Genomic DNA, 24,878 nt, shown 5'->3' on the forward strand with positions numbered 1-24,878 from the left:
CAGGAGCTCTCCAAGATATGACCTCGCGTCGCCACCTCGCCAATGCCATCCGTGCGCTTTCCATGGATGCCGTGCAAAAGGCCAATTCCGGCCACCCGGGCATGCCAATGGGCATGGCAGACATTGCAGAAGTGCTCTGGAACGATCACCTCCGTCATAATCCGGCCAACCCAAACTGGGAAGATCGTGATCGCTTCATTCTTTCCAACGGTCACGGCTCGATGCTGCACTATTCGCTGCTGCACCTGACCGGCTACGACCTGCCGATGGAAGAGCTCAAGAACTTCCGCCAGCTGGGCTCCAAAACCCCCGGCCACCCGGAACACGGCTATACGCAGGGCATCGAGACCACGACCGGCCCGCTGGGTCAGGGTCTGGCCAATGCCGTCGGCATGGCCGTGGCCGAGCGTACGCTGGCCGCCCAGTTCAACCGTGACGGGCACGAGATCGTCAACCATCGCACCTGGGTCTTCGCCGGTGACGGCTGCCTGATGGAAGGCATCAGCCATGAGGCCTGCTCACTGGCCGGTACGCTGGGCCTGGGCAACCTGGTCGTGTTCTATGACGACAACGGCATCTCCATCGACGGTGAAGTCGAAGGCTGGTTCACCGATGACACGGCCAAGCGCTTTGAAGCCTATCACTGGAACGTGATTCGCGACGTTGATGGCCACGACGCCGAACAGATCGACGCGGCCATCCGCGAAGCGAAGGAAGTCTCCGACAAGCCGACCCTGATCATCTGCAAGACCGTGATTGGCTTTGGTTCGCCCAACAAGGCCGGCAAGGAAGAGAGCCACGGCGCCGCGCTGGGTGAAGAAGAAGTCGAAGCCGCGCGCAAGCAGCTGGGCTGGGAACACGCTGCCTTTGAAATTCCCGACGACATCTACCAGGCGTGGGATGCCCGCGACAAGGGCCAGAAGCTCGAGGACGAGTACAACGAGCGCATGGCGGCCTACGAAAAGGCCCATCCGAAACTGGCCCGCGAACTCCAGCGTCGCTGGAGCGGCAAGCTGCCGGAAAGCTTTGACGGCGATGCCCTGATCAAGCGTGCCCAGGAAAAATCCGAGACCACGGCGTCACGCAAGGCTTCTCTGGGCGTACTCAACGAGCTGGCCCCGGATCTGCCCGAGCTCTTTGGCGGCAGTGCTGACCTGGCGCCGTCCAACCTGACGCTCTGGAAGGGTGCCAAAGCGGTCAGCAAGGAGAACTTCGACGGTAGCTACCTGCACTACGGTGTGCGTGAATTCGGCATGGGCGCGATTGCCAACGGTATCGCGACCCACGGCGGCTTCATTCCCTATGACGCCACCTTCCTGGTGTTCATGGAATACATGCACAACGCCGTGCGCATGTCGTCGCTGTCGCACACCCGCATCATCCACATCTTTACCCATGACTCCATTGGTCTGGGCGAAGACGGCCCGACCCACCAGCCGGTCGAGCAGCTGGCCGACCTGCGCAACCTGCCGGGCCTGGCCACATGGCGCCCCTGTGATGCCACCGAAACCGCCGCGGCCTGGGTGGAAGGCATCATGCGCGAAACCGGCCCCACGGCGCTGATCTTCTCGCGTCAGGACCTGCCGGCGCAGTCGCGTGACGACGAGCAGCTCAAGAACATCCGTCGCGGCGGCTACGTGCTCAAGGATGCCGAAGGCGGCCAGCCGGAGATGATCCTGATCGCCACGGGTTCCGAAGTAGGTCTGGCGATGGATGCGGCCAAGGAGCTTGAAGGCAAGGGCAAGAAGGTACGCGTGGTCTCCATGCCCTGCACCAGTGCGTTCGATGAGCAGGATGAGAGCTATCGCGAATCGGTCCTGCCCAATAGCGTGCGCAAGCGCATGGCGATCGAAGCCGCCATCCCGTCGACCTGGTACAAGTACGTTGGTCTGGACGGTCACGTGTTCGGCATGACCACCTACGGTGAGTCCGGCAAGGCCGGCGACCTGTTCAAGCACTTCGGCTTCACGGTCGAGAAGGTCGTTGAGCGCGCAGAATCCATGCTCAAGGCGTAATCGAGGGTCTGGCCCCGGGCATCATCGCCCGGGGCTGACAGCCTCATGGCGGCACTGACAAAGGTGCCGACAAAAGAAAGGGCCCGGCAATCGCCGGGCCCTTTTGTGTGACGCGCACCATATACCGATCAGGCGATGGTGACGTCCTTGTCGAGATAGACGTCCTGAATGGCGTTCAAAAGCGCCACGCCTTCTTCACGCGGCTTCTGGAACGCCTTGCGTCCGGAAATCAGACCCATGCCGCCGGCACGCTTGTTGATAACGGCAGTACGCACGGCTTCACCCATGTCGGAATGGCCCTTGGAGCCACCACCTGAGTTGATCAGACCGGCACGGCCCATGAAGCTGTTGACGACCTGATAGCGCGCCCAGTCGATCGGGTTGTCGCTGACGAGCTCGTCATAGACGCGATCATGAGTATGACCAAAGCCTACCGCGCGATAGCCGCCGTTGTTCTCCGGCAGCTTCTGCTTGACGATATCGGCGTTGATGGTCGCTGCCAGATGCACGGCCTGACTGGTGAGGTCAGAAGAGACGTGATAGTCGGTACCGTCCTTCTTGAACTCGGGGTTACGCAGGTAGGACCACAGTACGGTAACCATGCCCAGCTCATGCGCGCGCTCAAACGCTTCGCTGATCTCCTGGATCTGGCGGCGGCTTTCGGGCGAACCGAAGTAGATGGTGGCACCGACCGCGACACAGCCCATGTCATGGGCCTGCTCGACCTGCGCGAACAGCGTCTGGTCGTAGATGGCCGGATAGGTCAGCGTCTCGTTGTGGTTGAGCTTGACCATCATCGGGATGCGGTGCGAGTAGCGACGCGCCACCGAAGACAGCACGCCCAGCGTGGAGGCGACGCAGTTACAGCCGCCTTCAATGGCCAGCTCAATGATGTTTTTCGGATCAAAGTACTGGGGGTTGAGAGCGAAGGAAGCACCGGCTGAGTGCTCGATCCCCTGATCCACCGGCAGCATGCTGACGTAGCCCGTGCCACCGAGTCGGCCGTGGTTGAAGATGGTCTGCATGTTGCGCAGTACATGCGGCGAGCGGTTGCTGTCCATCATGACCCGATCGATGAAATCGGGACCCGGCAGGTGCAGGTCTTCTTTCCTGAACCCGGCACAGGTATGGTTCAACAGGCTATCCGCTTCCTCTCCCAGCAGCCTGGCGATATCTGTCATTATCTTCATCCTCTTTTCTACGAAAGATTTTGCATTGCCGCAGGCCAATGCCGCGGCCTGAACAGCATAAGCAACTATACGTTGCAGTTCATGTCATGTTTTGTCAGTAGTATTCACGCATGAAGGTGGCTGCACTGCATGTCTGTCACGGACGACCACGTGCTCAGGGCCGTCATGACGGGCGCTCATTGTGAGGGCTGGATGACACGCACCACTTGACCATGATGCGCGCCACCATACCCCCTGGACGAAAGTCTCATGCCCGTGAGCACGCGCTAACAGTCAATAATGGCGCCCGGCGCGACTGTCTTCGTTTTCCGTGTCCCTGCTATGCTGGAGACAGTTTTCCAATTGGCCCTGCTGACATCAGGCGGGCCATATCACCGCTCAATGCTGACCACTTAACGCCAAAACGGGAGTAGCGACATGACTGTGCGCAAGATGTCCGAGCTGAACCTCGCCGGCCAGCGTGTCCTGATTCGTCAGGATCTCAACGTGCCGATCAAGGATGGAAAGGTCACCTCGGATGCCCGCATTCGTGCCAGCCTGCCCACCATTCGTACGGCCCTTGAACAGAATGCGCGCATCATGCTGATGAGCCATCTGGGGCGCCCGACCGAAGGTGAGCCCAACGATGAAGAGTCGCTGGCACCGGTGGCCAATCACCTGGGTGAACTGCTGGGCATGACGGTGCGTCTGGAGCGCGACTATCTGGAGCAGGACCCCGAGGTGAAGGAAGGTGAGGTCGTACTGCTGGAAAACGTGCGCTTTAACAAGGGCGAGAAAAAGGACGACGAAGCACTGGCGAAGAAATATGCCAGCCTCTGCGACGTCTACGTGATGGACGCCTTTGGCACCGCGCATCGCGCTCAGGCCTCGACCCACGGCGTGGCCCGCTTCGCCCCGGACGCCTGTGCCGGACCGCTGCTCTCCTCGGAGCTGGACGCGCTTGAAAAGGCCCTGGCCAACCCGAAGCGTCCGATGGTGGCCATCGTTGGCGGCTCCAAGGTCTCGACCAAGCTGGACGTTCTCAACGCCCTGTCTGACAAGTGCGACCAGCTGATCGTGGGCGGCGGTATCGCCAACACCTTCATTGCCGCTGCCGGCTACAACGTCGGCAAGTCACTGTATGAAGCCGATCTGGTAGAGCAGGCAAAGGCGCTGATGGAGAAGGTCAATGTGCCCCTGCCCATCGATGTGGTCGTGGCTACCGAGTTCTCCGACAAGGCCGAAGCCGTCACCCGCAACGTTGATGACGTGCGTGATGACGAAATGATTCTTGATGTCGGCCCCAAGACTGCCGAAACCTACGCCGAAGCCCTGCGCGAAGCCGGCACGATCCTGTGGAACGGCCCGGTTGGCGTGTTCGAGATCGATCAGTTCAGCGGCGGCACCAAAGCCATGGCGAAGGCCATTGCCGACAGTGACGGCTTCTCGATTGCCGGCGGTGGCGATACGCTGGCGGCCATCGACAAGTACGATGTGACCGACGATATCTCCTATATCTCCACCGGTGGCGGCGCTTTCCTGGAGTACGTGGAAGGCAAGACCCTGCCAGCCGTCAGTGCCCTGCGCGACGCCGCGAAGTAATCCCCGGCGCCTGCACTGACCTGCAGAAAAAAGGCCCTGCCTTCAAAAGAAGGCAGGGCCTTTTGTGTAACGCCGTTTTACCATCATGTTTCCGTGCTGCCTTCTCGGCGCTACACTGCGACAAAGTGCAAGAAAGGCCCTTCATGAACAAACGACTCTTTTATGCCGGTAGCTGGCCGGATTCGGCCGCCCTGCTCGAAGGCGCCCTGTGGGTAGGCTATGCCTGGAGCATTCAGTGGTCACTGGTCAACCATCAGAGTCTTGTCTTTCTGCTGGCAACCCTGCTGGTACTGATCTGTGCCCTCATCACGCTGCTCTGGCAGCCGCTCAAGCTTACCCTTTCGCGCTACCGGGTCAGAAAGCGTCGCACCGAAATGTGGATGCACATCCTCTATCCACCGATGCTGCTGGCTCCGCCGCTGTGGTGGCTGCTGGAGCGCATTGTCGGCAGTCTGCCCGATGCCCAGCAGTGGACCCTGGCCTGTTTGCTGATGACGGTGGGCTGGCTGGTATTTCTGATCTCGCTGCTCATCAAGCGTCTGATCCGCCAGTACCGCCAGTCGGTGAGCGATCACGCCGCGGACTGAACCGTCCGCGGCCTTTTGTCCGTCCGTTACTGACGTTCGAGCACCAGCAGTGGATCAATGCGGGTATCGAACCAGTTCATGCCCCAGTGCAGATGCGGTCCGGTCGCCCGACCGGTCGCCCCCACCTCGCCAATCACATCGCCCTGCGCCACACGATCGCCCACCTTCACATCCAGCTTTGACAGATGCAGAAAGTTGGAGCTGATGCCGTAGCCGTGATCCAGCAGCACCGTGCCGCCGGTCAGATACAGGTCCGGATTGGCAAAGGTCACGATGCCCCCGGCCGGCGCCTTGACCGGCGTACCCGTGGCCGCGGCAATATCCATACCTGAATGCGCCGAGCCCGGCGTACCGTTGTAGACGCGCTGGTTGCCAAAGCGCCCGCTGATGCGCCCCTTGACCGGCCAGATAAAGTCCTCGGCGAAATCGGTAATGCGCTCATCGCGGGTGCGCGCCTGACTGACGCCCGCCTGCTCACGACGAATGCGCTCGGCGATCTCCGGCGGTGGCGAGACGGTCTTTGGCGGCACGCCATTGATGCGCTCGACGGGGAAGTCGCGCTCGGTGACCCGAATGCCCACCGTGCGCGCCTGCCCACCAGGTGGCGTCACCGTCACCTCGCTGGTGCCCTCGGCCTCGCGGCCGATGCCCAGCACCACCGTGCCGTAGTCGGTCACGCCCAGCGTGCGTCCGGCGTGCGTCACCTGACTACCGGGCGGCACCCGCCCGATCACCATGCTTCCCTGCTGGACCTGCTCGGGAAAGACGATGGGCACCTGCGTCTCGGCAGACGCGGGCCCGGCCACAAGCGCGCTGACCATCATCAGCACCGGTAGCAGTCTCGACAGGGCGCGTCGCAGACCGATCATTGAACTCATTGCATCAGGGAACATGGCATTACTCACTGTCGGGTGACTGTCAGACGGGCAGCATATAGGGGAGATAGACGATCAGGGCAATCAGGGCCAGATGCCCCGGGTACCAGCCAAGCCACAGCCAGCGCGGCATGCGCACCACGCCCGGGATAAAGCGCGCCAGCCCCGCGGCGATCACCAGCACCACCAGCGTGGTCGAAAACGCCACGCTCTTGCTGATTGTATAGATATTGAGCTGGGCCGTGATCCAGAGGATCGGCACGCCCGCAAGCCAGGCCCAGATGCGCGCCAGCCCATGATCAAAGTGTCGATAGCAGGCCATCGCCAGCATGAAGCCGGGCACCATCAAAAGACCGAAGCGGCCGTACTCCAAAAGCGGCCCCACCGTATACCAGGCGATCAGGGAAAGCGCCACGCCGGCCGCACTCAGCACCCGGGTGCGCTCTTCCCCTGGGGGTGACACCATCAGCTGACGCAGCCACGCGCCCCACGCCAGGCCAAAGGCCAGCGTAAAGCAGACGTTGATCACCAGTACACTGGAGTAGCGTGGCATCAGCATATAGGGTAACTGGGCCACCAGGCCGATGATCAGAATGCGACGCGCATAGCGCATGGGGTTGCGGGTATCGAAAAGCCCGTGCCAGGCCACCATGGCGGCAAACAGCGGAAAGGCCACCCGTCCGATGGTGGAACTGGCCCAGCTGAACTGCCAGGCAAGCTCGTTGGAGAGCGCATAGCGCACTACGTGATCCACGGTCATGGAGATCAGGGCCAGCCACTTGCCCCAGTCCGTCCAGCGCGACAGGAGGGCCTGCCGGAAGGCCGGCGGGGGCTGAGCGGTTGTATCGGTCATGCGCGCTCCATTGTTCGATCAGGTTGGCAGAAATAACACCACAGGCCGCAAATGGCGCGGCGCAAGTTCACAGGACAACACGGAGGTAGTTCATGCACTCCCCTCTCAGGACCGTCATTATCGGCTACGGGCTGGTCGGGCGCGTCTTTCATGCTCCCCTGATTCGCCACACCCAGGGTATGACGCTCACGGGCGTGGTCTCCAGCCGCGCTGACGACGTTCACGCCGAGCTGCCCGACGTCGAGGTCTACCCAACGGCCGAACAGGCGTTCAAGGACCCTGAGGTCGATCTGATCGTGATCGCCACACCCAACGACACCCATACCGGGTTTGCCATCGCCGCCCTCGAGGCCGGCAAGCACGTGGTGGTCGACAAGCCCGTAGCGCTTGATGGGGAAGAGCTTGAACGTATCATCGCCTGCGCCCGCCATCATGACAGAGTTTTCAGCGTCTTCCAGAACCGTCGCTGGGACGCCGATTTCCTGACCCTCAAGGCCCTGCTGGACGCCGATCGGCTGGGTAGCGTCACCCGCTGCCACATGCACTTTGACCGCTTTCGCCCCGAGGTACGTGACCGCTGGCGTGAGCGTCCCGGCCCGGGCAGCGGCGCCTGGTATGATCTGGGCGCGCATCTGGCCGACCAGGCCGTGACCCTGTTCGGCACGCCCAAAGCGGTCTACGCCGACCTGGCCACGCTGCGGCCCAACGGTGGCGCGGTGGATTATTTCCACGTGCTGCTGCGCTATGACGACCACCGGGTCGTGCTCTCAAGTCATGCCATGAGCGCTCATGATGGGCTGCGCTACGCCGTCGACGGCACCCGCGCCTCGTATATCAAGCACGGCATCGACACCCAGGAGCAGACCCTGCGCGACGGCGGCGTCCCGGGCCAGCCCGGCTGGGGGGAAGACCCCACGCGCGGCGTGCTTTACCAGGGAGATACCGGCGAGCGCGAATCCATTGATAACGCGCTCGGCGACTACCGCGCCTACTACGACAATATCGTCGCGCACCTGGCCGGCCAGGCCGAGCTGGCGGTCACCCCCGAGCAGGCAATTGATGTGATGCGCGTGATCGACGCCGCCCATGAGAGCAGCGCCACCGGGCGCGAGATCGTACTCGACTAGCGTGGACGACTGGCCGAGCCCGGCGCCGAGATGAGTCGATGGCGCTGGGCCTTTTGCAGCTCGCTCTCCATGCGGTTGAGCACTTCCGCCTCATATTCCACCGAGGAGCCGCCACCATAGGCGGTGTCATGGCCGCTCATCAGGGCCACATAGCCATCACGGGCGACATCGGCCGGGTCGAACTTCTCCATCGCGCCCACTTCGGTTTCATCCTGACCGGCGCGGTGAAAGAAGTTGGTCTCGGTCGGTCCGGGCAGCAGCAGCGTCATCTGCACGCCCGAGCCCTGGATCTCGTTGCGCACCGCGTAGAAAAACGAATTGATAAAGGCCTTTGAGGCGCCATAGACGGCTTCAAAGGGAATCGGCGTGGTGCCCGAAATCGACGATGTCAGCAGAAGCTTCCCTTCACCGCGCTCGACCATGGCCGGCAGCAGCCGCTTGGTCAGCTGCACCGTCGACATCACGTTGATCTGAATCAGCGAAAACTCGTCCTCCAACGCGGTGCCATCCACGAAGGCACCGCCCAGCCCTATGCCTGCATTGAGGGCAGCGGCATCCAGCGTTCGGCCGCTGTCGACCACGGCCTGATACACCTTGTCGACCTCTTCAAACCGGGTCAGGTCGGCGGCGCAGGTCGTGACCGTGACGCCGTAGCCTTCCAGCATCTCGCGCGTTTCTTCCAGCTGGCTGCCGCGGGAGACGATCAGCAGATCGTAACCGTCATTGGCAAAGCATTTGGCCAGCTCCAGACCGATCCCGTTAGTGGCACCGGTCACCAGTGCGAACGTCCTGTTCGATGGGGTCATCCCTGTCTCCTTTGGATATCTGCAGGTCGGCTACCGCTTGTTTACGTGCCGCAGAAGGTGCGAAATACGGCCTCATCCGGCGCGGCCGGCAATGTCCAGGCCTCGCGCCCGGGCTGCTCATCAAACGGGTGAGCGAGAATCTCGCGCAGCGTCTCGAACGGCGCAAAATCCCCCTCGGCGGCGGCACTCAGCGCCTGTTCAACCTGATGGTTGCGCGGAATATAGAGCGGGTTGACCGCGTGCATGCGACGCGCGATCTCATCACCGCTGGCCTGTTCACGTGCCAGACGTTCACGCCAGCGCGGCAGCCATTCGCGGATGCCGGCGTCCTGCTCAAACAGCGCCAGCAGTGCGGCATCACCGTCCTCACCGCGGGCACATTCACCCAGCTGGCGAAAGGTCAGGGTGAAGTCGGCGCGCCCGACGCGCATCGCTTCCTGCAGGGCCTCGATCAGGACCTGATCGCCGTCTTCCGGCTGGCTCAGACCCAGCTTGTCGCGCATGACCGCAAGCCAGGCAGCCGCGTAGGTCTCGGCAAAGCCCTGCACCACCTCGGTGGCGCGCTCGATGGCGCGCTGCTCATCACTATCAAACAGCGGCAGCATCGCCTCGGCCAGGCGGGCCATGTTCCACTGCAAAATCACCGGCTGATTGACGTAGGCATAGCGGCCGTTGGTATCGATCGAGCTGAATACCGTACCCGGGTCATACCGCTCCATGAACGCGCAGGGGCCAAAGTCGATGGTCTCGCCGGAAATCGAGGTGTTGTCGGTGTTCATCACGCCGTGAATGAAACCTACCCCCATCCAGCGCGCCACCAGCTGTGCCTGACGCTGCTGAATCGCCTTTAAAAGATCCAGATAGCGATCCTGCTCGGGGGTGTCGAGCAGCTCGGGGTAGTGGCGCTCGATCACGTGATCGGCCAGGGTACGTACGGCCTCAACGTCATGACGCGAGCCAAAGTACTGAAAGGTACCGACCCGGATATGGCTTGAGGCCACTCGCGTCAGTACCGCGCCGGGCTCGGGCATGCGCCGCATGACCCGCTCACCGGTGGTCACGGCCGCCAGCGCCCGCGTGGTGGGAATGCCCATCACATGCATGGCCTCGCTGAGCAGATACTCGCGCAGCACCGGCCCCAGCGGCGCTCGACCATCCCCCCCGCGGGAAAAGGGTGTACGGCCGGCGCCCTTGAGCTGAATATCACGCAGGCGTCCATCACGGTCGGTCACCTCTCCCAGCAGCACCGCACGACCATCGCCAAGCCGCGGCGAGAAGCCACCGAACTGATGGCCGGCGTAGGCCTGAGCAATCGGCTCGGCGCCCTCGGGCACCTCGTTGCCGGAAAACCACTCGGTTGCCTCCTGCTCGTTGAAAGCCGAGAGATCAAAGCCAAGCGTTTCGGCAAGTTCCCGATTGAAGGCCACCAGCTCGGGCTTCTCGACGTGGACCGGCGTAAAGGGCTCAAAAAAACGATCTGGCAGACGTGCATAACGCAGGGTAAAGGTCGGAAACATGGTGACTCCAGCGGCAGACGCCGCGTATAGATGAAATGATCCGTCCGGATAAAAAAGGGTAGAACATCACCGACACAAAGGCCCGGCACACCTTGCGGTGACCGGGCCCTGAACGAGACGTTAAAACGTCGAAATCAGTCGTTTTTCTTCATGGCCGTTGCCATCTGATCGACGTTGAAGCGGAACATGTCGGCGTAGGTAGGTGCCGGCCCGTCGGCATCGGAGAGCGCTTCTACATAAAGCTCACCGCCGGGCTCGGCGCCTGAGGCATTGGCAATCTGCTCGACCAGTCGCGGATCGTTGGAGCTTTCAAAGAAGTAGCTGCCGATATGCTCTTCCTTCATCTGGGTGATGAGACGGGCCACATCGCGGGCCGAGGCCTCGCTGTCGGTGGTCATGCCCAGCGGGGAGAGAAAGGTCACGCCATAGCGGTCGCCCAGGTAGCCGAAAGCGTCATGAGACGTCAGGATCTTGCGCTTTTCCTCGGGGATCGCATCGAACTGCTTTCTGGCGTAGTCATCCAGCGACGCGAGCTCCTGCTTGTAGGCATCGCCATTGGCCTGATATTCATCGGCACCGGCCGGGTCCGCCTTTGAAAGGGCCGTCACGATATTGTCGACCCATACCTCAACGTTGACCGGGCTGTTCCAGACGTGCGGATCAGGCCCGTCATGATGGTGATGGTGGCCGCCGCCATGGGCGTGTGCTTCATCATGACCGTGGGCCTCATCGTGGCCGTGCGCCTCGTCGTGGCCATGACCGTGCGTCTCTTCGCCCATCTCGCGGGTATGAATGTGTTCGGAGACCACCACCGGGCGGCCCTTGAACCCTGAGGCATCGATCAGTCGTCCCATCCAGCCTTCAAGTCCCAGCCCGCTCATGAACACCACGTCGGCATCGCGCACGCGACGCACGTCGCTGGGCGAGGGCTCGTAGGCGTGCGGATCGCCGTTGGTGCCAATCAGACTGGTCACCTCGACGCGATCACCCCCGACTTCACTGACCACATCAGCCAGTACGGTAAAGGAGGCCACGGCCTTGACTTCTGCTGCCTGCGCCACCGCCGCCGACAGCGGCGACAGTGCCAGCATTGCGGCCCCGGCCCACCAGACGCTGATCTTCATGCTTGCTCCCCGTTCAACAGTGAAACACCCGGCCTAACCGGCCAGGTGCGGACGTGACAGGCGCTGACGCACGATGCCCAGCCGCCCGAAAAGAAACGACAGCAGATAGATACCGCTGGCCGAAAGCACGATGGTCGGGCCCGAGGCCACCCCGGTATGAAAGGAGATATTGAGCCCGATAACGCCGGCCAGAAAGGCCACCAGCATGGCGCTGAACATCATGCCCGGCAGACTCACCGCCCAGAAACGCGCCGCCACCGCCGGCAGCATCATCAGGCCCACGGCCATCAGCGTGCCCAGCGACTGGAAGCCGGCGACCAGATTGAGCACCACCAGCAGCAAAAACAGCACGTGATAGAGATGCCCGCGCCCGCCGACCGCGCGTAGAAAGCCCGGATCAAAGCACTCCATGACCAGCGGCCGATAGATCAGCGCCAGCAGCACCAGCGTCAGCGACGAGATGCCGGCGATCAGATAAAGCGCGTCCTGATCGATGGCGAGGATGGTGCCAAAGAGCACATGCAGCAGATCCACACTCGAGCCCTTGAGCGACACGATCAGGACACCTGCCGCCAGCGAAGTGAGATAGAAGCTGGCAAAGCTTGCGTCCTCGCGTACCGCTGTCGTGCGGCTGACCAGCCCGGACAGCAGCGCGACGGCCAGTCCCACGATCAGCCCGCCCAGCCCCATGGCCGGCAGCGACAGCCCCGCCACCAGAAAGCCGACCGCAGCACCGGGCAGTACGGCGTGACTCATGGCATCGCCCACCAGGCTCATGCGCCGCAGCATCAACAAAACCCCCACCGGCCCCGAGCCCAGCCCCAGCGCGATACAGGCCACCAGGGCCCGGCGCATGAAGCCAAAATCCACAAAGGGGGCAAGCGTTGCGTCATACACCGTCGTGAGAAGGCTCATGTTCGCGCCTCCTCATGCACGGCACAGGTATGGGCATCCTCGCGCCAGGACTCTTCCATCATGTTGGCCCGGCGCAGATTGTGCTCCTGCAGAACATCTTCCGTGGCGCCCCACGCAATGGCCTCGCGTGCCATCAACAGCGTCTGCGGGAAACACTGGCGCACCTGAGACATGTCATGCAGTACGGCAATCACGGTACGGCCATGCTCGTGCCAGTGACGGATCAGCGCCAGCAGATCCCGGGTCGTGCGCTCATCAATGGCATTGAAGGGCTCATCGAGCAAAATGACCGGCGCGTCCTGCAGCAAAAGCCGCGCAAACAGCACGCGCTGGAATTGCCCGGAGGAGAGCTCGCTGATGCGACGCTGCTCGAAACCGCCAAGCCCCACCTTGTCGAGGGCATCCAGCGCCCGAGCCACATCCTGGCGCTTCATGCCGCCAAAAACGCCCAGACGATGCCAGTCGCCCATGGCCACGGTATCGAAAACACTCAGGGGGAAGCTGCGATCGACCTCGGCGGCCTGGGGCAGATAGCCGTAGCGACTGGCCGACATGCCGGCCCGATCGATTCGGCCTTCCGAAGCGGCCATGGTGCCGGTCAGCGCCTTGATCAGGGTGGACTTGCCGGCGCCATTGGGGCCGATGATGGCCGTCAGACTGCCGGCTTCGAAACTGCCGGTCACATGGTGGACGGCAGGATGGCGCTGGTAGGTAATGGTCAGGTTTTCAAGGTGAATCGGCGCACCCTTTGGGTCAGGACAGCTCATGGGACGGCCACCGCCCAGTGCACCATGCTCCAGAGTCCCACCAGCCCCACGACCGCCAGCAGCAGCCGCCAACCGACCGAGGAGGCCAGTATGGAGCGCCTGCAGCGGGTCATGACATTATCGCGCGAGCGCTCGGCGCCCGACGAATCATCCATAGAAGAAAAATGACGAGACACGACGTGATTCCATGACGGCACGATGCCGAGCGGACAAGCACTCGGCACCAAAAATGTTATAAAGTATCATCACACGAGAGACACGGTTGTGCAATCGCCCGGCGTCATGTCGAGGCATCACACCGGATGATCAATCCTCGATGCGTGCCAGCAGGCGCTGACCACGACGCGAGCGGCGGGTACGCCGCATGCCGGCCGAGGCGATCTTCCAACCCACGATTCTGGCCGCCCCCACGGCCATGCCACTGGCAGCGCCCCACAGGATGGCCTGACGCCAATCGATATCATCACGATCGGGATTGACGGGCGGCTCGAAGACCCCGTAGCGAAAGGTCTGCTTCATGGTCTGACGCACCAGTATGCCGGCAGCGCCTGCTGTGGCGGTACCCACGATGGTCCAGAGCGTATGTGACTTCATGGCAATCTCCTTCTAAAGACAACGAACCGGCCGAACGACCGTCCCTGCGATGCTCGAAAGGCATCATGTTGTTGCAAGCCTGGTCGATGCACCCCTTCCCCACCAGCTCGCTTCATGGCACAGGGATCAATTATCCCCATGGACAGCACGCAGGTAGTCCCGCACCATCCAATGATCCTCATCAAGGAAGTACAGGACACCCCATGACCGAACAGCCCCCCGTCATCGTCGAGCCCGAACACACGCCTGCCACCGCCGTGGTCATCATCCTGCACGGCCTGGGCGCCAGCGCCCATGACTTCGACCCGCTCCTGCCGGCGCTGTCACTGCCCAAGGATCTGGCGGTGCGCTTTGTGTCGCCCCAGGCGCCCATGCTGCCGATCACCGTCAACAACGGCATGACCATGCCGGCCTGGTATGACATCACCAGCATGACGCTTAATCGCGAGATCGATGAAACCCAGCTGCGAGAGTCGGCAAAACGCATCCATCGTCTCATCGATGAGCAGATTGCCAGCGGCATCGACAGTCGCCGCATCGTGCTGGCCGGCTTCTCCCAGGGCGGCGCGGTCGCCTATGAAGCGGCCCTGACCTACCCTGAGCCGCTCGCCGGGGTACTGGCCATGTCGACCTACTTTGCCACGGCTGACAGCATCAAGGTTGATGCGGCCAATCGCGACACGCCGATCGAGATCCACCACGGCACCCAGGACCCGATCGTGGATGAGACACTCGGGCGCCGCGCGTCCGAACGTCTGAGCGATATGGGGTATGACGTGGAATACCGCACCTGGCCGATGGCTCATACCATCAGCGCCGATCAGGTACCGGCCATTCGTCGGTGGCTGCTTGCACGGCTGACCTGAACAGGGGCCACCCGGCACGTGCTCATGAGCGCACTCAGCCCTGGCCGGCAAAAAGGCGGCTAGGGATGTTCATGCCCGGCATCAGAAAAGCCATGCCTGCCATGCCGGGGCGCCTAAACACGGCGCCGGCGAGGCTGATCGCCTTTTACGGCACGGAAAGGAGAACCTGCCAGCGGCATCCTAAGGGCATCGCTTTCATCGTCTCTCAAGGTGTCGACATGTCCTTTGCCCAGTCATCGATTATCGAACCCGCCAATGGCCGTCCGGCGGACGCCTGCGTTATCTTCCTGCACGGTCAGGGCGGCAGCGGTTATGACTTTGAGCCGCTGTTTCACGCCCTGAGCCTGCCGGCCAGCAGCGCCGTGCGTTTCATGCTGCCCGGTGCGCCGATGCGCCAGCTGGAATGCCGCCAGGGCGAGCGCGCCAGCGCCTGGTATGACGCTGCTCCCGGCGAGGTTGCCAGCGGTCATGCCCAGCAGCAGATGGTGGACGCAGTGCGTCAGGTTGAAATGCGCATCGACAGCGCACTGGCCGATGGCATCGACGCCAGTCGTATCATTCTGGGCGGTTTCGGCCAGGGCGCGGATATCGCCGCCCATACTGCGCTGGGCTATCGCAAGGGGCTGGGCGGGCTGATGCTGCTGTCCACCGCACTGGGCACGATGCCCTCGAACACCCATGACGCCAACCGTCACCTGTTGATCACCATGCATCACGGTCGCCAGGACCCGGTCGTCGGTGAAGCTGCCGCCCGCCAGCGTGCCGACCAGTTCACCCGCATGGGCTACAGCGTGGATTATCATGCCCATACCATGGGCAACGAGTTCTGCGCTGATGAGCTTTCCCAGCTGCGCGCCTGGCTGGTCACCCGCCTGATTCGTACTCGTCTGGTCGCCTGATTCGGCCCGTCTGCTTAACGGATTTGATAGCGTCTGACCCCACAGCGCCGCCTTCGGGCGGCGCTGTCGTGGGTGGCGATGTTCACTGTCACCAGAGACGTCATCCTCGTCCCTGCCGGGCGGCAATCTGCATGAACTGCCCGGCGTGACGAGGCGGCAGGGTGACCAGGCTTGCTGCGATATACAAAAGCGTCGCCACTGGCAGCCCCCAGAGGCCCGCCGGCATTCCCAGCGGCTTGATGCCGGTCACAAAGCTTGCCAGTACCAGTGCTCCTGCTCCCAGGATACTGACCAGCACACCGGCTGCCGTGCCCCGGCTCCAGAAAAATGCCCCCACGATGGCGGGGACGGCCACTACCAGCCCGCTGGATGAGGCCACCGACAGCACCGCAATCAGATCCAGCCGCAACTCGGCAAAGCCCAGTGCGATCAGCGCGATAAGGGGCATGACCCATTTACCCAGCCGCAGCTGAGCCTGCTCACCGGCCTCTTTCCCGGCCCCTCCCGTCGAAGGCACGCGAAGATCGCGCGCGATCATCGAGGCCAGCGTCAGCATGATGGAATCAATCGTCGATACCGCCGCGGCCAGAATACCCACCATCACGATCACCCCCAGCACCGGCGGCACATGGGTTGATGCCAGAAGCGTCGGCGTGGCGAGATCAGGGCTTGCAAGGTCGGGAAAGGCCACCAGCGCCGAAAAGCCCCACAGCACCGACACCAGCGTGTAGATAAAGCCGAATACCAGAAATCCCAGCAGCATGCGTCGCATCGCGGAGAGATCCTTCGGCATGAAAAGACGCTGGCTGACCTGCGGATTGGAGAGGCTGAAAAAGAACCAGGGCAGGGTCAGCCCCAGGAAGTTGACCAGGTTGAACACCCCATTACCCGGCACCACCAGCGACTGCGGGTGTTCCAGCGCCAGCCGCTCAAAGAGCGCACCAAACCCGCCCAGCGCCTGCACGACCAGCAGTGCCACCGTTGTTGACGCCACAATCATGAACAGCGCCTGCAGCGAATCGGTCCAGGCCACCGAGCGCATGCCCGCTACTCGGGAAAAGACAATGGCCAGTACCGTAGCCACCACCACGCCGGTGATAAACGACACTGCCCCACCACTCATGCCGGAGAGCAGATAGCCGACGCCTGCCAGTTGCACCGCCGCATAGGGAATCAGAAACAGACAGCTGGTCAGCGTCACCGCCACCGCCACGCCGCGATGTTCATAACGGTGCCCGAGCATCTCGCCGGGCGTGACGAAACCGAAATGGCGCCCGACCGCCCAGAAACGCGGCCCGAAGATGGCCACCAGCGACACACCGGCAAAATACAGGATCTCGAAACCAAAGGCGCCCACCCCGCCGGCATAGGTCAGCCCGGCCAGCCCCACCATCATGAAGGCACTATAGGTGGTCGCGCTGTAGCTCAGCGCCGACACCACGCCACCCATCTGCCGACTGCCCAGAAAGTAGTCCGCCATGCTGGCACGCTGCCCCGTGCGCGAACACCAGGCCACCATCAGTGAGACCACCAGATAAAGCGCCACGGCACTCCAGATCAGCGACTCACTCATGCCTGTCACCCTCCTTGGATGCACGCGCAAAATGGCGCGTGGCCAGCGCATTGAGCACGATGACCAAAAGCCCCAGCACGCTCCAGAGCAGAAAGCTGCCATACCAGGCCTGCACCCGGGAAAGCAACGTAAAGGGCACCACAATGCCCGGAATTACCAATAACCCTATTACGCCCACCCAGCGCCCCGTGGTCATCGCGCCCTCCGCCTGTCCGTGATATCAGGCGCGCAGCATAGCGCGACGCAGTTATGCTCGAAATAAGCAAAAAGCGTAAGAGGCGAAAAAACCGGGCCTACAGGCCCGGCGTTTGAAGACTCTATCCTGTCAGCGCAGCTGACTGTCCTTGCTGCCACGTCGGTTGAAACCCGCACTGCGGCTTGTATGGCGGTCTTCCTCGGCCTGACAGTCCACGCACAGGCGAACCCCGGGCACCAGTTCGCGCCGACGTTCGGGGATGGGTGCCTCGCAGGCTTCACAGAATTCCAGGCTTTCGCCGTGATGGACCAGCCGACTGCGCGCCCGCGCCACACCCTCTTCCACGGTATCGTCGATCTGATCCTGTACCGCGCCATCTCTTGTCCAGCCACCGGCCATGATGCTCTCCCCTAACGCTGAAAAACCGAGCATTAAAGACTCTGCCACGCCCGCGCCAGCCAGCCACCGGCACGGGCGATCTCCTTTTCATGACTTCCAGCATAGCCCAGTACCAGCCCGGCCTGCTGCGTCTGGCTAACAAGGATACACACTGCCGAAAAAGCACCCCGGGTCCAGGCGCTCAATGACTGCGTGGTGTTCACGCTCGTGACACTTTCAGCGCTGCTGGCAGGGCCACTCAACACCTGGCGGGGCTGGCAGTTGCTCAACCTCTGGCTGCTGGTCGTCGTGGCGCTGATGGCGTGGGCGGTAACGGGGCTGAATCGACGAACGGGTGCCATGGAATCAGAAAATACGCCTGCCTCGTCATGAGACAGGCGGTTTAATGCAGCTCAAGCTGCTTACGGCGCAGTGTCATCCTGAGTGCGCTGATCGGGGATATCGCCGGTGCCCTGCTCCATTCTGGTGGTGTTGTCAGCATTCATGCTGCCGGCTCCCGCTTCCTGACGCTGGTCATGAGTTCCGATGGCCGGAGAAGATGGCGCATGTGACTCCTGCATCTGTTGCTGACGTTCTCGCTGCATACTGCCGTTCTGACTCTCCAGTCCGGAGGCACCGCCCTGACGCGGCATGCCTTCCATGGTCTGACCAGCGTTCTCCATGTTCTGACCGGCACTCTCCATCGACTGAGACGACATGCTGCCCGGGCGCGCCTCGTCCGGCTGCGAGGAAGCCAGCGCCAGCATGGGCACAAACGCCAGTGTCAGTCCCCAGGATGCGATCCGTGATGTTTTCATGATGATGTCCTGTGGTGGTCCATACCAGTCATGAGCATAGCGGGCGCCGGGATGAATCACCTCTTTTAAGGTACTGCTCTGGTCTCGTACACGCGCCGGCATTGCATCAACGACGACGATTGGCGCGCCGGCATCTAGACTGACATCATCGATGGTCCATCACGGTGATGGACCATCAACCTGGAACCTTCAAGCCTGTCCGTTCGAGAATCCGAATCATGCCAACGTATTACGACCGTTCTTCTTCCTCCCGCACCGCCCCGGGACGCCTTCACTGGCAGTGGCTGGCGCTGCTGTGCCTGTGTGTATTCCTTTCCGGCTGTGGCATCAACAACATCCCCACACTGGATGAGAAGGTGAAATCCGCCTGGGCACAGGTCGAGAATCAGTACCAGCGCCGCGCCGATCTGGTTCCCAATCTGGTCGAGACGGTGAAGGGCTACGCCAATCAGGAGCAGGAGACGCTGACGGCCGTGATCGAGGCGCGCTCGAAGGCGACCTCGATTCAGGTCGATGCCGATACGCTCAACGACCCCGAGCAGCTTCAGCGGTTCCAGCAGGCGCAGCAGCAGCTGAGCGGCGCGCTGAGCCGTTTGATGGCGGTCTCGGAGCGCTACCCGGAGCTTAAGTCGAATCAGAACTTCCTGGCCCTGCAGTCACAGCTTGAAGGCACGGAAAACCGGATTTCGGTGGCGCGTCGCGACTTCATTCAGTCGGTCGAGGCCTACAACACCGAAATCCGCACCTTCCCGGGCAGCATCTGGCACAAGATCATGTACAGCGACATGCCGATCCGCGCCAACTTCGAAGCCACCGCAGAGAATGCAGACCAGGCACCGCAGGTGAATTTCTAATGCCCCCGATAAATTTCCAATGCGACAGGTGAATGCCTTATGCGACTGACACGCTCGCTCGCCGTCGGTCTTTTATTGCTGCTGTGCACGGCAGCCGTACATGCCGCACCCGACTTCCCCGAGCTGACCGGACGCGTGGTGGATAACGCCGAACTGCTCGATGTGTCCACCGAGACGCAGCTCTCCAAAACGCTGGCCGCCCACGAAGAGGCCACCGGCGAACAGGTAGTGGTCGTCACCCTGCCCGATCTGGGCGGAGAGACCATCGAGCAATATGGCTATCAGCTCGGTCGCGAATGGGGCATCGGTCAGGAGGGCGAGGACAACGGGGCACTTTTGATCGTGGCCCTTGAGGAGCGCCAGGTGCGTATCGAGGTCGGTTATGGCCTTGAAGGGCGCCTGACCGATGCGCAGTCCTCAATGATCATCAATCAGGTGATCACGCCGGCCTTTGGTGAGGGGGATTACGCCCGCGGGATTGTTGAAGGCAGCCAGGCCATGATCCAGGTGCTCGGTGGCGACCCGCTGGCGCAGACGTCCAGGCAGCGTCCCGAACGCGAATCCAATGAGCTGGGCGGCGCCGGCATCTGGCTGACGATTTTAATGTTCATCGTCATGATGATCGTGCGCGGCGGCGGTCGCGGTAGAGGCGGCCTGCTGGGTGGCATGCTGCTGGGCGGCATGCTCGGCGGCGGTGGCCGCTCGGGTGGCGGTCTCGGCGGCGGTGGTGGTTTCAGCGGTGGCGGCGGCGGCTTTGGCGGCGGTGGTGCTTCCGGCGGCTGGTAACGACTCTAAAGGGATAACGCGGTATGTCATTACTGAAAGAGAGCGAACAGCGTGAGGTCGGTGACGCGATAGCACGCGTCGAGCGCGATACCGATGCCGAGATTGTGACGGTGCTGGCCGCACAGGCCGATGATTACGCCTACATCCCGCTGCTCTGGGCAGGGCTTGCCGCCCTGATCGTGCCCGGGGCGCTGGCCGTATTGGCGGGCTGGCTCGGCCTTGATGTGTTCGGCACCGGCCCTTGGATCATGCTGCTGGTGCAATGGGTCATGTTTGTGGCACTGGCGGTGATCTTTCGGCTGCCCGGTATCACCACGCGGCTGATTCCACGTCATGTGCGCTTCTGGCGCGCATCCAATCTCGCCCGGCGACAGTTTCTCGAGCAGAACCTGCACCATACGCAGGATGCCACCGGAGTATTGATCTTCGTATCGGAAGCCGAGCGCTACGTCGAGATTCTGGTGGATGAGGGTATTTCACGCCGGCTGGACAACACGGTGTGGACCGATATCGTCAACGATTTCACCCAAAAGGTGCGCGCGGGACAGACCCAGCAGGGCTTTCTCGACTGCGTCGAGGCCTGCGGGACGCTATTGAAAACCCATGTGCCCGCCACACACGAGCGCAACGAACTGCCCAACCGACTGGTGGTACTGGCCCGCAGCGATATCGGTTAACGCAGCATTGGCCGGTACTGTTGGTATCAAAAGCCACCCACCGGGGTGGCTTTTTTACGTGACATCTTTTCTACAAAGGCAGGCGCCTCCGCCACGCCAGGGTCAAACTGAAGCCTGCTCAGTCATCATCCCTTGTCGGGTTGTCGACCGCTTCGCCCCTGGGTAGCGTCTCATCGTGAACAATAAGCATTCTCAAGAAATCACATAACAACGAGACTCCGGGAACCCACATGTCCTATCGAAACCATGCCGTCGCACCGCTGACGGTCATGATGTCGACCGCCCTGCTGCTGGCACCGCTCACGGCCGTGGCCGAGGCGCCGTCGTCACCGGCATCCACGACCATCACGACCATCACGACCATCACGACCACGGCAGACTCGTTCAGCGACACCCTCGAATCGCAGGAGGAGATGGTGGTGGTCGGATCGCGTTCTCCGGCCTCGCCCGACCAGATTCCCGGCGCCGTCTGGCTCATCGATCGCGAGCAGATCGAAAGCCGGGCCCAGGCCGGTGAGGATATCAAGACCATGCTGGGCAAGCTGATTCCGGGACTCGACTTCGCGCCGGAAGGGCGCACCGAGTATGGCCAGAACCTGCGCGGGCGCAGCCCTCAGATCCTGATCGATGGCGTGTCGATGACCAGCTCCCGGGGACTGTCACGCCAGTTCGACTCGATCGATCTGTTCAATATCGAGCGCGTCGAGGTGCTCTCCGGCGCCAACAGTCTCTACGGCGGCAACGCCACCGGCGGCACCATCAATATCGTGACCAAAACGCCCGAGGCGGGCGGGCCGCATTTTGAAACGCGGGTGGGCGTTACTTCCGGGCTCAACAACCATCGCGACTTCGACCGGCGCGTGGCCCAGTCAGTCTCGGGTGGCAGCGAGCGCGTGCGCGGTCGGCTGAGCGTAGCCTATGAAGAGAACGGTCGCTTTTACGACGGCGACAACCGGGAGATATTTCCGGATCTGGCCCAGACCGATCTGCAGGACAACCGCGCCGTGGATATCCTGGGCCGGGTGGATATCGACCTGGCCGAGGATCAGAGCCTGTCGCTGCTGGCCCAGCACTATGACTCGGGCTTTGAAGGCGATCGTGGCGTACGCTTCCCGGAACTGGCCGAGGGCAGCCTGGACAACGCCGACATTCGCGGCCATTACGATGCCGATCGTGACCCGCGCACCCGGCGCAAGCTCTATAACGCCAACTACCACCACGCTGACCTGCTGGGGCAGGACTTCTATTTTCAGGCGTATTATCGCGAGGAGGACAGCACCTTCTCGCCCTTCCCCTACTACGTGGATGACAACACCGCTGTCGAGTTTCGCGCCTCCGAGCAGCGCACCGACCTGGGCGGGGCGCGGGCGCTGTTCGTGGCGGCGCTGCGCGATGATCTCGAGCTGACCTATGGCCTTGACTACTACCACGAGCGCTTCAACTCCGATCAGGCGTTTTTTGAACGCGACACTGCCGATGCCACCGGCGGTCTGCGTCTGGCCACCGACCGCACCGGGCCGCGCTACCCGGGCTATTCGGTCGATGGCATCGCCGGCTATGCCCAGCTCGAATGGCAGGCCACCGAGCGGCTGAAGGTCCAGGGTGGCGTACGCCAGGAACACGCCGAGGTGGATGTCGATGCCTTCAATAACGACACGCCCGACGGCAACAGCGGCGGGCGCAACAGCTACAGCAACACCCTCTATAACCTGGGCGTGGTACAGGAGTACGACAGCGGCCATCGTTTCTGGTCGAACTACAGCCAGGGATTTGAGCTGCCCAACATCGGCGCGGTGTATAACAACGCGCAGTTCGATATCGGCGACAACGCCGTAGAGGGCATCAAGACCGATCAGGTCGAGCTGGGCTGGGGCTATCGCAGCCGCACGTGGAACAGTCAGGTCGCGCTCTATTACGCCTGGTCGGACCGGGCGCTGGACAACGACCGCCAGCTGGGCACCAGCATCATTGATGACAAGCGTCGCGACTACGGCCTTGAGGCCGCCACCTCACGCTATATCGGCGATCACTGGGAAGTGGGTGGCACCGCGCATCTGACCCGCTCCGAACAGCTCGGGGACGACGGTGACTGGCACCGGCGCGATGCCCGCTACGCCTCGCTGTCCAGCGCGACGGCCTTTGTGGAGTGGGCTGACAGCGATCGCTCGCTGCGCCTGCAGGGCAATCACGCCTTTGATCTGTCTGACGATGCTTCAGAGCTTGGTGCCTCAAGCGACAACGAGATCGACGGCGTCACGACGTTTGATCTGATCGCCCGCCAGCGCACCGATGGCTACGGCACCTTTACGGCCGGCATCGACAACCTGCTGGACAAAAAGTACGCCACCGTATGGGGCCAGCGCGCAGCGATCTTCTATGCCCCTGTCTATGGCCCCGAGGAACTCTACGAGTTTCAGGGTCGCGGGCGCACCTTCTCGCTGGGCTGGAACATGAACTGGTAACGCAGAGTTCGGGGCAGTGGCTCACGCCGAGCCACTGCCACCGATCAGAGTGATGCCCTTGTAGATCAGATAACCAACGACGGCGACGACCAACAACACCAGCATGGTGCGCTCATTGCGCTGCCAGAGCCTGCGCGCCCTGTCGCCGAAAAAATGCACCAGCAGGGCCAGTCCAAAGTAGCGGGCACCGCGTGCCAGCATGGCAGCCAGCATGAACAGTAAAAAGGAGTAACCGGTGCTACCGGCCACCAGCATGGCAATCTGAAACGGAATGGGAATCACGCCGATCGAGAGCACGGCCAGAAAGCCGTTGTCGCTGAAGCGCTGATCGAAGTCGTTGAAGGCCTGCTGGCCACCGAACAATGAGATCAACTGGTCGCCGAAATGTCCCATCGCCCAGGCACCCAGCCCGTAACCAATGGCCCCCGCCATCAGATTGCCTGCCAGTGCGATCAAGGCCAGCCACCAGCGACGCTCGGGGCGCAGCACCATCCAGGGGATCAGCACGGTTTCGATGGGAATCGGGACAATTAGGGTTTCCAGTACCGAGGCAACGAACAGCAGCCAGACGGCGCTCGGGTGATCCATCAGTCCGACAAGCCGCTTACCGAGACGCTGTTTTCGATCCTGCAGGCTGCGAGCCATGGGCACCCCTGTCATTCATTGCATGAGCCATGTGCGGGGCTGGCCTGATCATCAATCAGGGCGACAGTTCGGCACAAGCGTTCAGCGCCCGATCTGTTGTCTTCACAAGCCTTGAGACAAAAAAGTGCCCCTGCCGTAAAGCAGAGGCACTATAGGCGCCGTGGTCAGGCGCGATCAGCAAGATTCCGGGCAGAGAGTTTTACTGCGGGGTGCTGGTGCTGCCGGTACCCGTGCGGTTGTCGATCTCGGTCTTGGCTTTCTCGCCGCCCTTCTGCTTCATTTTGTCGGTCATGCTGCCGGACTGGCTGCCCTGACCTGAGCTGGTACCAGCATTGCCGGCGTCGCTGGCACTGCCGGGCACGCTTTGTTCCTGCCCGCTCTGACTATCGCTGGTATTGTCAATGCCACTGGTGCCGGTGGTACCGGTATCGCCGCCTTCATGGGTCGTGTCGGTATTGCCGCCACCCTGCTGGGTAGTCTGGCCCGAGCCACCGACACCCTGCTGGGAAGACGTGCTGGTACTGTTGCTGACCTGTCCTGTAGAACCTGCCTGCTCGCCGGCCAGTGCCGGCGTGGTGGCCAGTGCCAGAACGAAGGGTGCTATCCATGTCGCTTTCATGTTGCCTCCTGCAATAATGAGTACTCCCTCAGCATAGATGGGCTGATCGATTATCCAAGCGCTGAGAACAACTTCTTTTGTATCAAACATTTATATAACATGGATTACTTTTTGGGCACCGCTGCCCCGGGGTCCGGTCATGCACCCGGCTGGG

Annotated in this window: 28 protein-coding genes; 11 read left to right on the forward strand and 17 right to left on the reverse strand. The window is 62.1% G+C overall.

The window, feature by feature from the left end; genetic code table 11:
- Positions 1-17: 17 nt before the first annotated feature.
- Entirely contained in the window at positions 18-2,015 is a 1,998-nt protein-coding gene (gene tkt, locus IE123_RS05640; RefSeq protein WP_189516021.1) for a transketolase, read from the forward strand.
- Positions 2,016-2,143: 128 nt separating this feature from the next.
- On the opposite strand, the gene IE123_RS05645 is transcribed toward tkt, so the two are convergent.
- Positions 2,144-3,196 (reverse strand): class I fructose-bisphosphate aldolase, encoded by a 1,053-nt coding sequence (locus tag IE123_RS05645; RefSeq protein ID WP_189516023.1) that lies wholly within the window; start codon positions 3,194-3,196, stop codon positions 2,144-2,146.
- A gap of 426 nt (positions 3,197-3,622) precedes the next feature.
- On the opposite strand from IE123_RS05645, the gene IE123_RS05650 reads away from it, so the two are divergent.
- The gene (locus IE123_RS05650; RefSeq protein WP_189516025.1) at positions 3,623-4,786 is read left to right on the forward strand and encodes a phosphoglycerate kinase; all 1,164 of its coding nucleotides are present in this window, start codon (positions 3,623-3,625) and stop codon (positions 4,784-4,786) included.
- A gap of 143 nt (positions 4,787-4,929) precedes the next feature.
- The gene (locus IE123_RS05655; protein WP_189516027.1) at positions 4,930-5,373 is read left to right on the forward strand and encodes a hypothetical protein; all 444 of its coding nucleotides are present in this window, start codon (positions 4,930-4,932) and stop codon (positions 5,371-5,373) included.
- Positions 5,374-5,399: 26 nt separating this feature from the next.
- On the opposite strand, the gene IE123_RS05660 is transcribed toward IE123_RS05655, so the two are convergent.
- Together IE123_RS05660 and IE123_RS05665 are read right to left on the reverse strand one after the other, a co-directional pair.
- The gene (locus tag IE123_RS05660; RefSeq protein WP_229819629.1) at positions 5,400-6,266 is read right to left on the reverse strand and encodes a M23 family metallopeptidase; all 867 of its coding nucleotides are present in this window, start codon (positions 6,264-6,266) and stop codon (positions 5,400-5,402) included.
- A gap of 25 nt (positions 6,267-6,291) precedes the next feature.
- Positions 6,292-7,101, reverse strand: a complete 810-nt coding sequence (locus IE123_RS05665; protein WP_189516029.1) for a TraX family protein — start codon at positions 7,099-7,101, stop codon at positions 6,292-6,294.
- Between the two features lie 92 nt (positions 7,102-7,193).
- On the opposite strand from IE123_RS05665, the gene IE123_RS05670 reads away from it, so the two are divergent.
- Entirely contained in the window at positions 7,194-8,228 is a 1,035-nt protein-coding gene (locus IE123_RS05670; protein ID WP_189516031.1) for an oxidoreductase, read from the forward strand.
- On the opposite strand, the gene IE123_RS05675 is transcribed toward IE123_RS05670, so the two are convergent.
- The 7 genes from IE123_RS05675 to IE123_RS05705 all read right to left on the reverse strand — a co-directional run bounded on the left by IE123_RS05675 (position 8,225) and on the right by IE123_RS05705 (position 13,951).
- The gene (locus IE123_RS05675) at positions 8,225-9,034 is read right to left on the reverse strand and encodes an SDR family NAD(P)-dependent oxidoreductase (protein ID WP_189516033.1); all 810 of its coding nucleotides are present in this window, start codon (positions 9,032-9,034) and stop codon (positions 8,225-8,227) included. The genes IE123_RS05670 and IE123_RS05675 overlap by 4 nt on opposite strands.
- A 41-nt stretch (positions 9,035-9,075) precedes the next feature.
- Entirely contained in the window at positions 9,076-10,551 is a 1,476-nt protein-coding gene (locus IE123_RS05680; RefSeq protein ID WP_189516035.1) for a protein adenylyltransferase SelO, read from the reverse strand.
- A gap of 134 nt (positions 10,552-10,685) precedes the next feature.
- Positions 10,686-11,675, reverse strand: coding sequence for a metal ABC transporter solute-binding protein, Zn/Mn family (locus IE123_RS05685; RefSeq protein ID WP_189516037.1), 990 nt, complete (start codon positions 11,673-11,675; stop codon positions 10,686-10,688).
- Positions 11,676-11,708: 33 nt separating this feature from the next.
- Positions 11,709-12,590, reverse strand: a complete 882-nt coding sequence (locus IE123_RS05690; RefSeq protein WP_189516039.1) for a metal ABC transporter permease — start codon at positions 12,588-12,590, stop codon at positions 11,709-11,711.
- Complete coding sequence (locus IE123_RS05695; RefSeq protein ID WP_189516041.1) at positions 12,587-13,357, reverse strand: metal ABC transporter ATP-binding protein; 771 nt, start codon at positions 13,355-13,357, stop codon at positions 12,587-12,589. Before IE123_RS05695 ends, IE123_RS05690 begins: the two co-directional genes overlap by 4 nt.
- Positions 13,354-13,533, reverse strand: coding sequence for a hypothetical protein (locus tag IE123_RS05700; RefSeq protein ID WP_189516043.1), 180 nt, complete (start codon positions 13,531-13,533; stop codon positions 13,354-13,356). The genes IE123_RS05695 and IE123_RS05700 overlap by 4 nt, the downstream gene beginning before the upstream one ends.
- 130 nt (positions 13,534-13,663) lie before the next feature.
- Positions 13,664-13,951, reverse strand: coding sequence for a DUF4235 domain-containing protein (locus IE123_RS05705; protein ID WP_189516045.1), 288 nt, complete (start codon positions 13,949-13,951; stop codon positions 13,664-13,666).
- A gap of 203 nt (positions 13,952-14,154) precedes the next feature.
- Between IE123_RS05705 and IE123_RS05710 the strand changes: the two genes are divergently transcribed.
- Both IE123_RS05710 and IE123_RS05715 read left to right on the forward strand, forming a co-directional pair.
- Entirely contained in the window at positions 14,155-14,817 is a 663-nt protein-coding gene (locus IE123_RS05710) for an alpha/beta hydrolase (RefSeq protein WP_189516047.1), read from the forward strand.
- A gap of 218 nt (positions 14,818-15,035) precedes the next feature.
- Positions 15,036-15,716, forward strand: coding sequence for an alpha/beta hydrolase (locus IE123_RS05715; protein WP_189516049.1), 681 nt, complete (start codon positions 15,036-15,038; stop codon positions 15,714-15,716).
- 100 nt (positions 15,717-15,816) lie between these two features.
- Here IE123_RS05715 and IE123_RS05720 read toward each other — a convergent pair whose 3' ends face one another.
- From IE123_RS05720 to IE123_RS05735, 4 genes are all read right to left on the reverse strand, one after another.
- The gene (locus IE123_RS05720) at positions 15,817-17,289 is read right to left on the reverse strand and encodes a sodium:solute symporter family protein (RefSeq protein ID WP_189516051.1); all 1,473 of its coding nucleotides are present in this window, start codon (positions 17,287-17,289) and stop codon (positions 15,817-15,819) included.
- The gene (locus tag IE123_RS05725; RefSeq protein ID WP_189516053.1) at positions 17,282-17,485 is read right to left on the reverse strand and encodes a hypothetical protein; all 204 of its coding nucleotides are present in this window, start codon (positions 17,483-17,485) and stop codon (positions 17,282-17,284) included. The genes IE123_RS05720 and IE123_RS05725 overlap by 8 nt, the downstream gene beginning before the upstream one ends.
- Before the next feature lie 129 nt (positions 17,486-17,614).
- On the reverse strand, positions 17,615-17,884 hold the full coding sequence (locus tag IE123_RS05730) for a DksA/TraR family C4-type zinc finger protein (RefSeq protein ID WP_189516055.1): 270 nt from the start codon (positions 17,882-17,884) through the stop codon (positions 17,615-17,617).
- Between the two features lie 32 nt (positions 17,885-17,916).
- Complete coding sequence (locus tag IE123_RS05735; RefSeq protein ID WP_189516057.1) at positions 17,917-18,087, reverse strand: hypothetical protein; 171 nt, start codon at positions 18,085-18,087, stop codon at positions 17,917-17,919.
- A 4-nt stretch (positions 18,088-18,091) separates the two neighbouring features.
- Between IE123_RS05735 and IE123_RS05740 the strand changes: the two genes are divergently transcribed.
- Positions 18,092-18,256 carry a hypothetical protein gene (locus tag IE123_RS05740; RefSeq protein WP_189516059.1) on the forward strand — a complete coding sequence of 55 codons (165 nt, stop codon included), beginning with the start codon at positions 18,092-18,094 and terminating at the stop codon, positions 18,254-18,256.
- A gap of 29 nt (positions 18,257-18,285) precedes the next feature.
- Here IE123_RS05740 and IE123_RS05745 read toward each other — a convergent pair whose 3' ends face one another.
- Positions 18,286-18,681, reverse strand: a complete 396-nt coding sequence (locus IE123_RS05745) for a hypothetical protein (protein WP_189516061.1) — start codon at positions 18,679-18,681, stop codon at positions 18,286-18,288.
- 218 nt (positions 18,682-18,899) lie between these two features.
- Here IE123_RS05745 and IE123_RS05750 point away from each other — a divergent pair, with 218 nt between their 5' ends.
- From IE123_RS05750 to IE123_RS05765, 4 genes are all read left to right on the forward strand, one after another.
- Positions 18,900-19,535 carry a LemA family protein gene (locus IE123_RS05750; RefSeq protein ID WP_189516063.1) on the forward strand — a complete coding sequence of 212 codons (636 nt, stop codon included), beginning with the start codon at positions 18,900-18,902 and terminating at the stop codon, positions 19,533-19,535.
- 39 nt (positions 19,536-19,574) lie between these two features.
- A complete protein-coding gene (locus tag IE123_RS05755; protein ID WP_189516065.1) occupies positions 19,575-20,321 on the forward strand; it encodes a TPM domain-containing protein in 747 nt (248 codons plus the stop codon).
- 23 nt (positions 20,322-20,344) lie between these two features.
- Positions 20,345-20,998: a TPM domain-containing protein gene (locus tag IE123_RS05760; protein WP_189516067.1), complete on the forward strand. Its 654-nt coding sequence runs from the start codon at positions 20,345-20,347 to the stop codon at positions 20,996-20,998.
- Between the two features lie 230 nt (positions 20,999-21,228).
- Positions 21,229-23,460 carry a TonB-dependent receptor gene (locus IE123_RS05765; RefSeq protein WP_189516069.1) on the forward strand — a complete coding sequence of 744 codons (2,232 nt, stop codon included), beginning with the start codon at positions 21,229-21,231 and terminating at the stop codon, positions 23,458-23,460.
- A 21-nt stretch (positions 23,461-23,481) separates the two neighbouring features.
- On the opposite strand, the gene IE123_RS05770 is transcribed toward IE123_RS05765, so the two are convergent.
- Together IE123_RS05770 and IE123_RS05775 are read right to left on the reverse strand one after the other, a co-directional pair.
- Positions 23,482-24,105 carry a YqaA family protein gene (locus IE123_RS05770; RefSeq protein ID WP_189516071.1) on the reverse strand — a complete coding sequence of 208 codons (624 nt, stop codon included), beginning with the start codon at positions 24,103-24,105 and terminating at the stop codon, positions 23,482-23,484.
- Between the two features lie 199 nt (positions 24,106-24,304).
- Positions 24,305-24,724, reverse strand: a complete 420-nt coding sequence (locus tag IE123_RS05775) for a hypothetical protein (protein ID WP_189516073.1) — start codon at positions 24,722-24,724, stop codon at positions 24,305-24,307.
- Positions 24,725-24,878: the final 154 nt, after the last annotated feature.

The sequence above is a fragment of the Kushneria pakistanensis genome, from assembly GCF_014652795.1.
GTDB lineage: Bacteria > Pseudomonadota > Gammaproteobacteria > Pseudomonadales > Halomonadaceae > Kushneria > Kushneria pakistanensis.

Coding starts and splice junctions, on each gene's coding strand:
- IE123_RS05720 (WP_189516051.1), bottom strand. CDS start 17,289: ATGAGTGAGTCGCTGATCTGGAGTGCCGTGGCGCTTTATCTGGTGGTC.
- IE123_RS05715 (WP_189516049.1), top strand. CDS start 15,036: ATGTCCTTTGCCCAGTCATCGATTATCGAACCCGCCAATGGCCGTCCG.
- IE123_RS05730 (WP_189516055.1), bottom strand. CDS start 17,884: ATGGCCGGTGGCTGGACAAGAGATGGCGCGGTACAGGATCAGATCGAC.
- IE123_RS05645 (WP_189516023.1), bottom strand. CDS start 3,196: ATGACAGATATCGCCAGGCTGCTGGGAGAGGAAGCGGATAGCCTGTTG.
- IE123_RS05755 (WP_189516065.1), top strand. CDS start 19,575: ATGCGACTGACACGCTCGCTCGCCGTCGGTCTTTTATTGCTGCTGTGC.
- IE123_RS05690 (WP_189516039.1), bottom strand. CDS start 12,590: ATGAGCCTTCTCACGACGGTGTATGACGCAACGCTTGCCCCCTTTGTG.
- IE123_RS05775 (WP_189516073.1), bottom strand. CDS start 24,724: ATGAAAGCGACATGGATAGCACCCTTCGTTCTGGCACTGGCCACCACG.
- IE123_RS05685 (WP_189516037.1), bottom strand. CDS start 11,675: ATGAAGATCAGCGTCTGGTGGGCCGGGGCCGCAATGCTGGCACTGTCG.
- IE123_RS05710 (WP_189516047.1), top strand. CDS start 14,155: ATGACCGAACAGCCCCCCGTCATCGTCGAGCCCGAACACACGCCTGCC.
- IE123_RS05705 (WP_189516045.1), bottom strand. CDS start 13,951: ATGAAGTCACATACGCTCTGGACCATCGTGGGTACCGCCACAGCAGGC.
- IE123_RS05660 (WP_229819629.1), bottom strand. CDS start 6,266: ATGTTCCCTGATGCAATGAGTTCAATGATCGGTCTGCGACGCGCCCTG.
- IE123_RS05680 (WP_189516035.1), bottom strand. CDS start 10,551: ATGTTTCCGACCTTTACCCTGCGTTATGCACGTCTGCCAGATCGTTTT.
- IE123_RS05650 (WP_189516025.1), top strand. CDS start 3,623: ATGACTGTGCGCAAGATGTCCGAGCTGAACCTCGCCGGCCAGCGTGTC.
- IE123_RS05655 (WP_189516027.1), top strand. CDS start 4,930: ATGAACAAACGACTCTTTTATGCCGGTAGCTGGCCGGATTCGGCCGCC.
- IE123_RS05665 (WP_189516029.1), bottom strand. CDS start 7,101: ATGACCGATACAACCGCTCAGCCCCCGCCGGCCTTCCGGCAGGCCCTC.
- IE123_RS05695 (WP_189516041.1), bottom strand. CDS start 13,357: ATGAGCTGTCCTGACCCAAAGGGTGCGCCGATTCACCTTGAAAACCTG.
- IE123_RS05750 (WP_189516063.1), top strand. CDS start 18,900: ATGCCAACGTATTACGACCGTTCTTCTTCCTCCCGCACCGCCCCGGGA.
- IE123_RS05670 (WP_189516031.1), top strand. CDS start 7,194: ATGCACTCCCCTCTCAGGACCGTCATTATCGGCTACGGGCTGGTCGGG.
- IE123_RS05770 (WP_189516071.1), bottom strand. CDS start 24,105: ATGGCTCGCAGCCTGCAGGATCGAAAACAGCGTCTCGGTAAGCGGCTT.
- IE123_RS05765 (WP_189516069.1), top strand. CDS start 21,229: ATGTCCTATCGAAACCATGCCGTCGCACCGCTGACGGTCATGATGTCG.
- IE123_RS05760 (WP_189516067.1), top strand. CDS start 20,345: ATGTCATTACTGAAAGAGAGCGAACAGCGTGAGGTCGGTGACGCGATA.
- IE123_RS05675 (WP_189516033.1), bottom strand. CDS start 9,034: ATGACCCCATCGAACAGGACGTTCGCACTGGTGACCGGTGCCACTAAC.
- IE123_RS05745 (WP_189516061.1), bottom strand. CDS start 18,681: ATGAAAACATCACGGATCGCATCCTGGGGACTGACACTGGCGTTTGTG.
- tkt (WP_189516021.1), top strand. CDS start 18: ATGACCTCGCGTCGCCACCTCGCCAATGCCATCCGTGCGCTTTCCATG.
- IE123_RS05725 (WP_189516053.1), bottom strand. CDS start 17,485: ATGACCACGGGGCGCTGGGTGGGCGTAATAGGGTTATTGGTAATTCCG.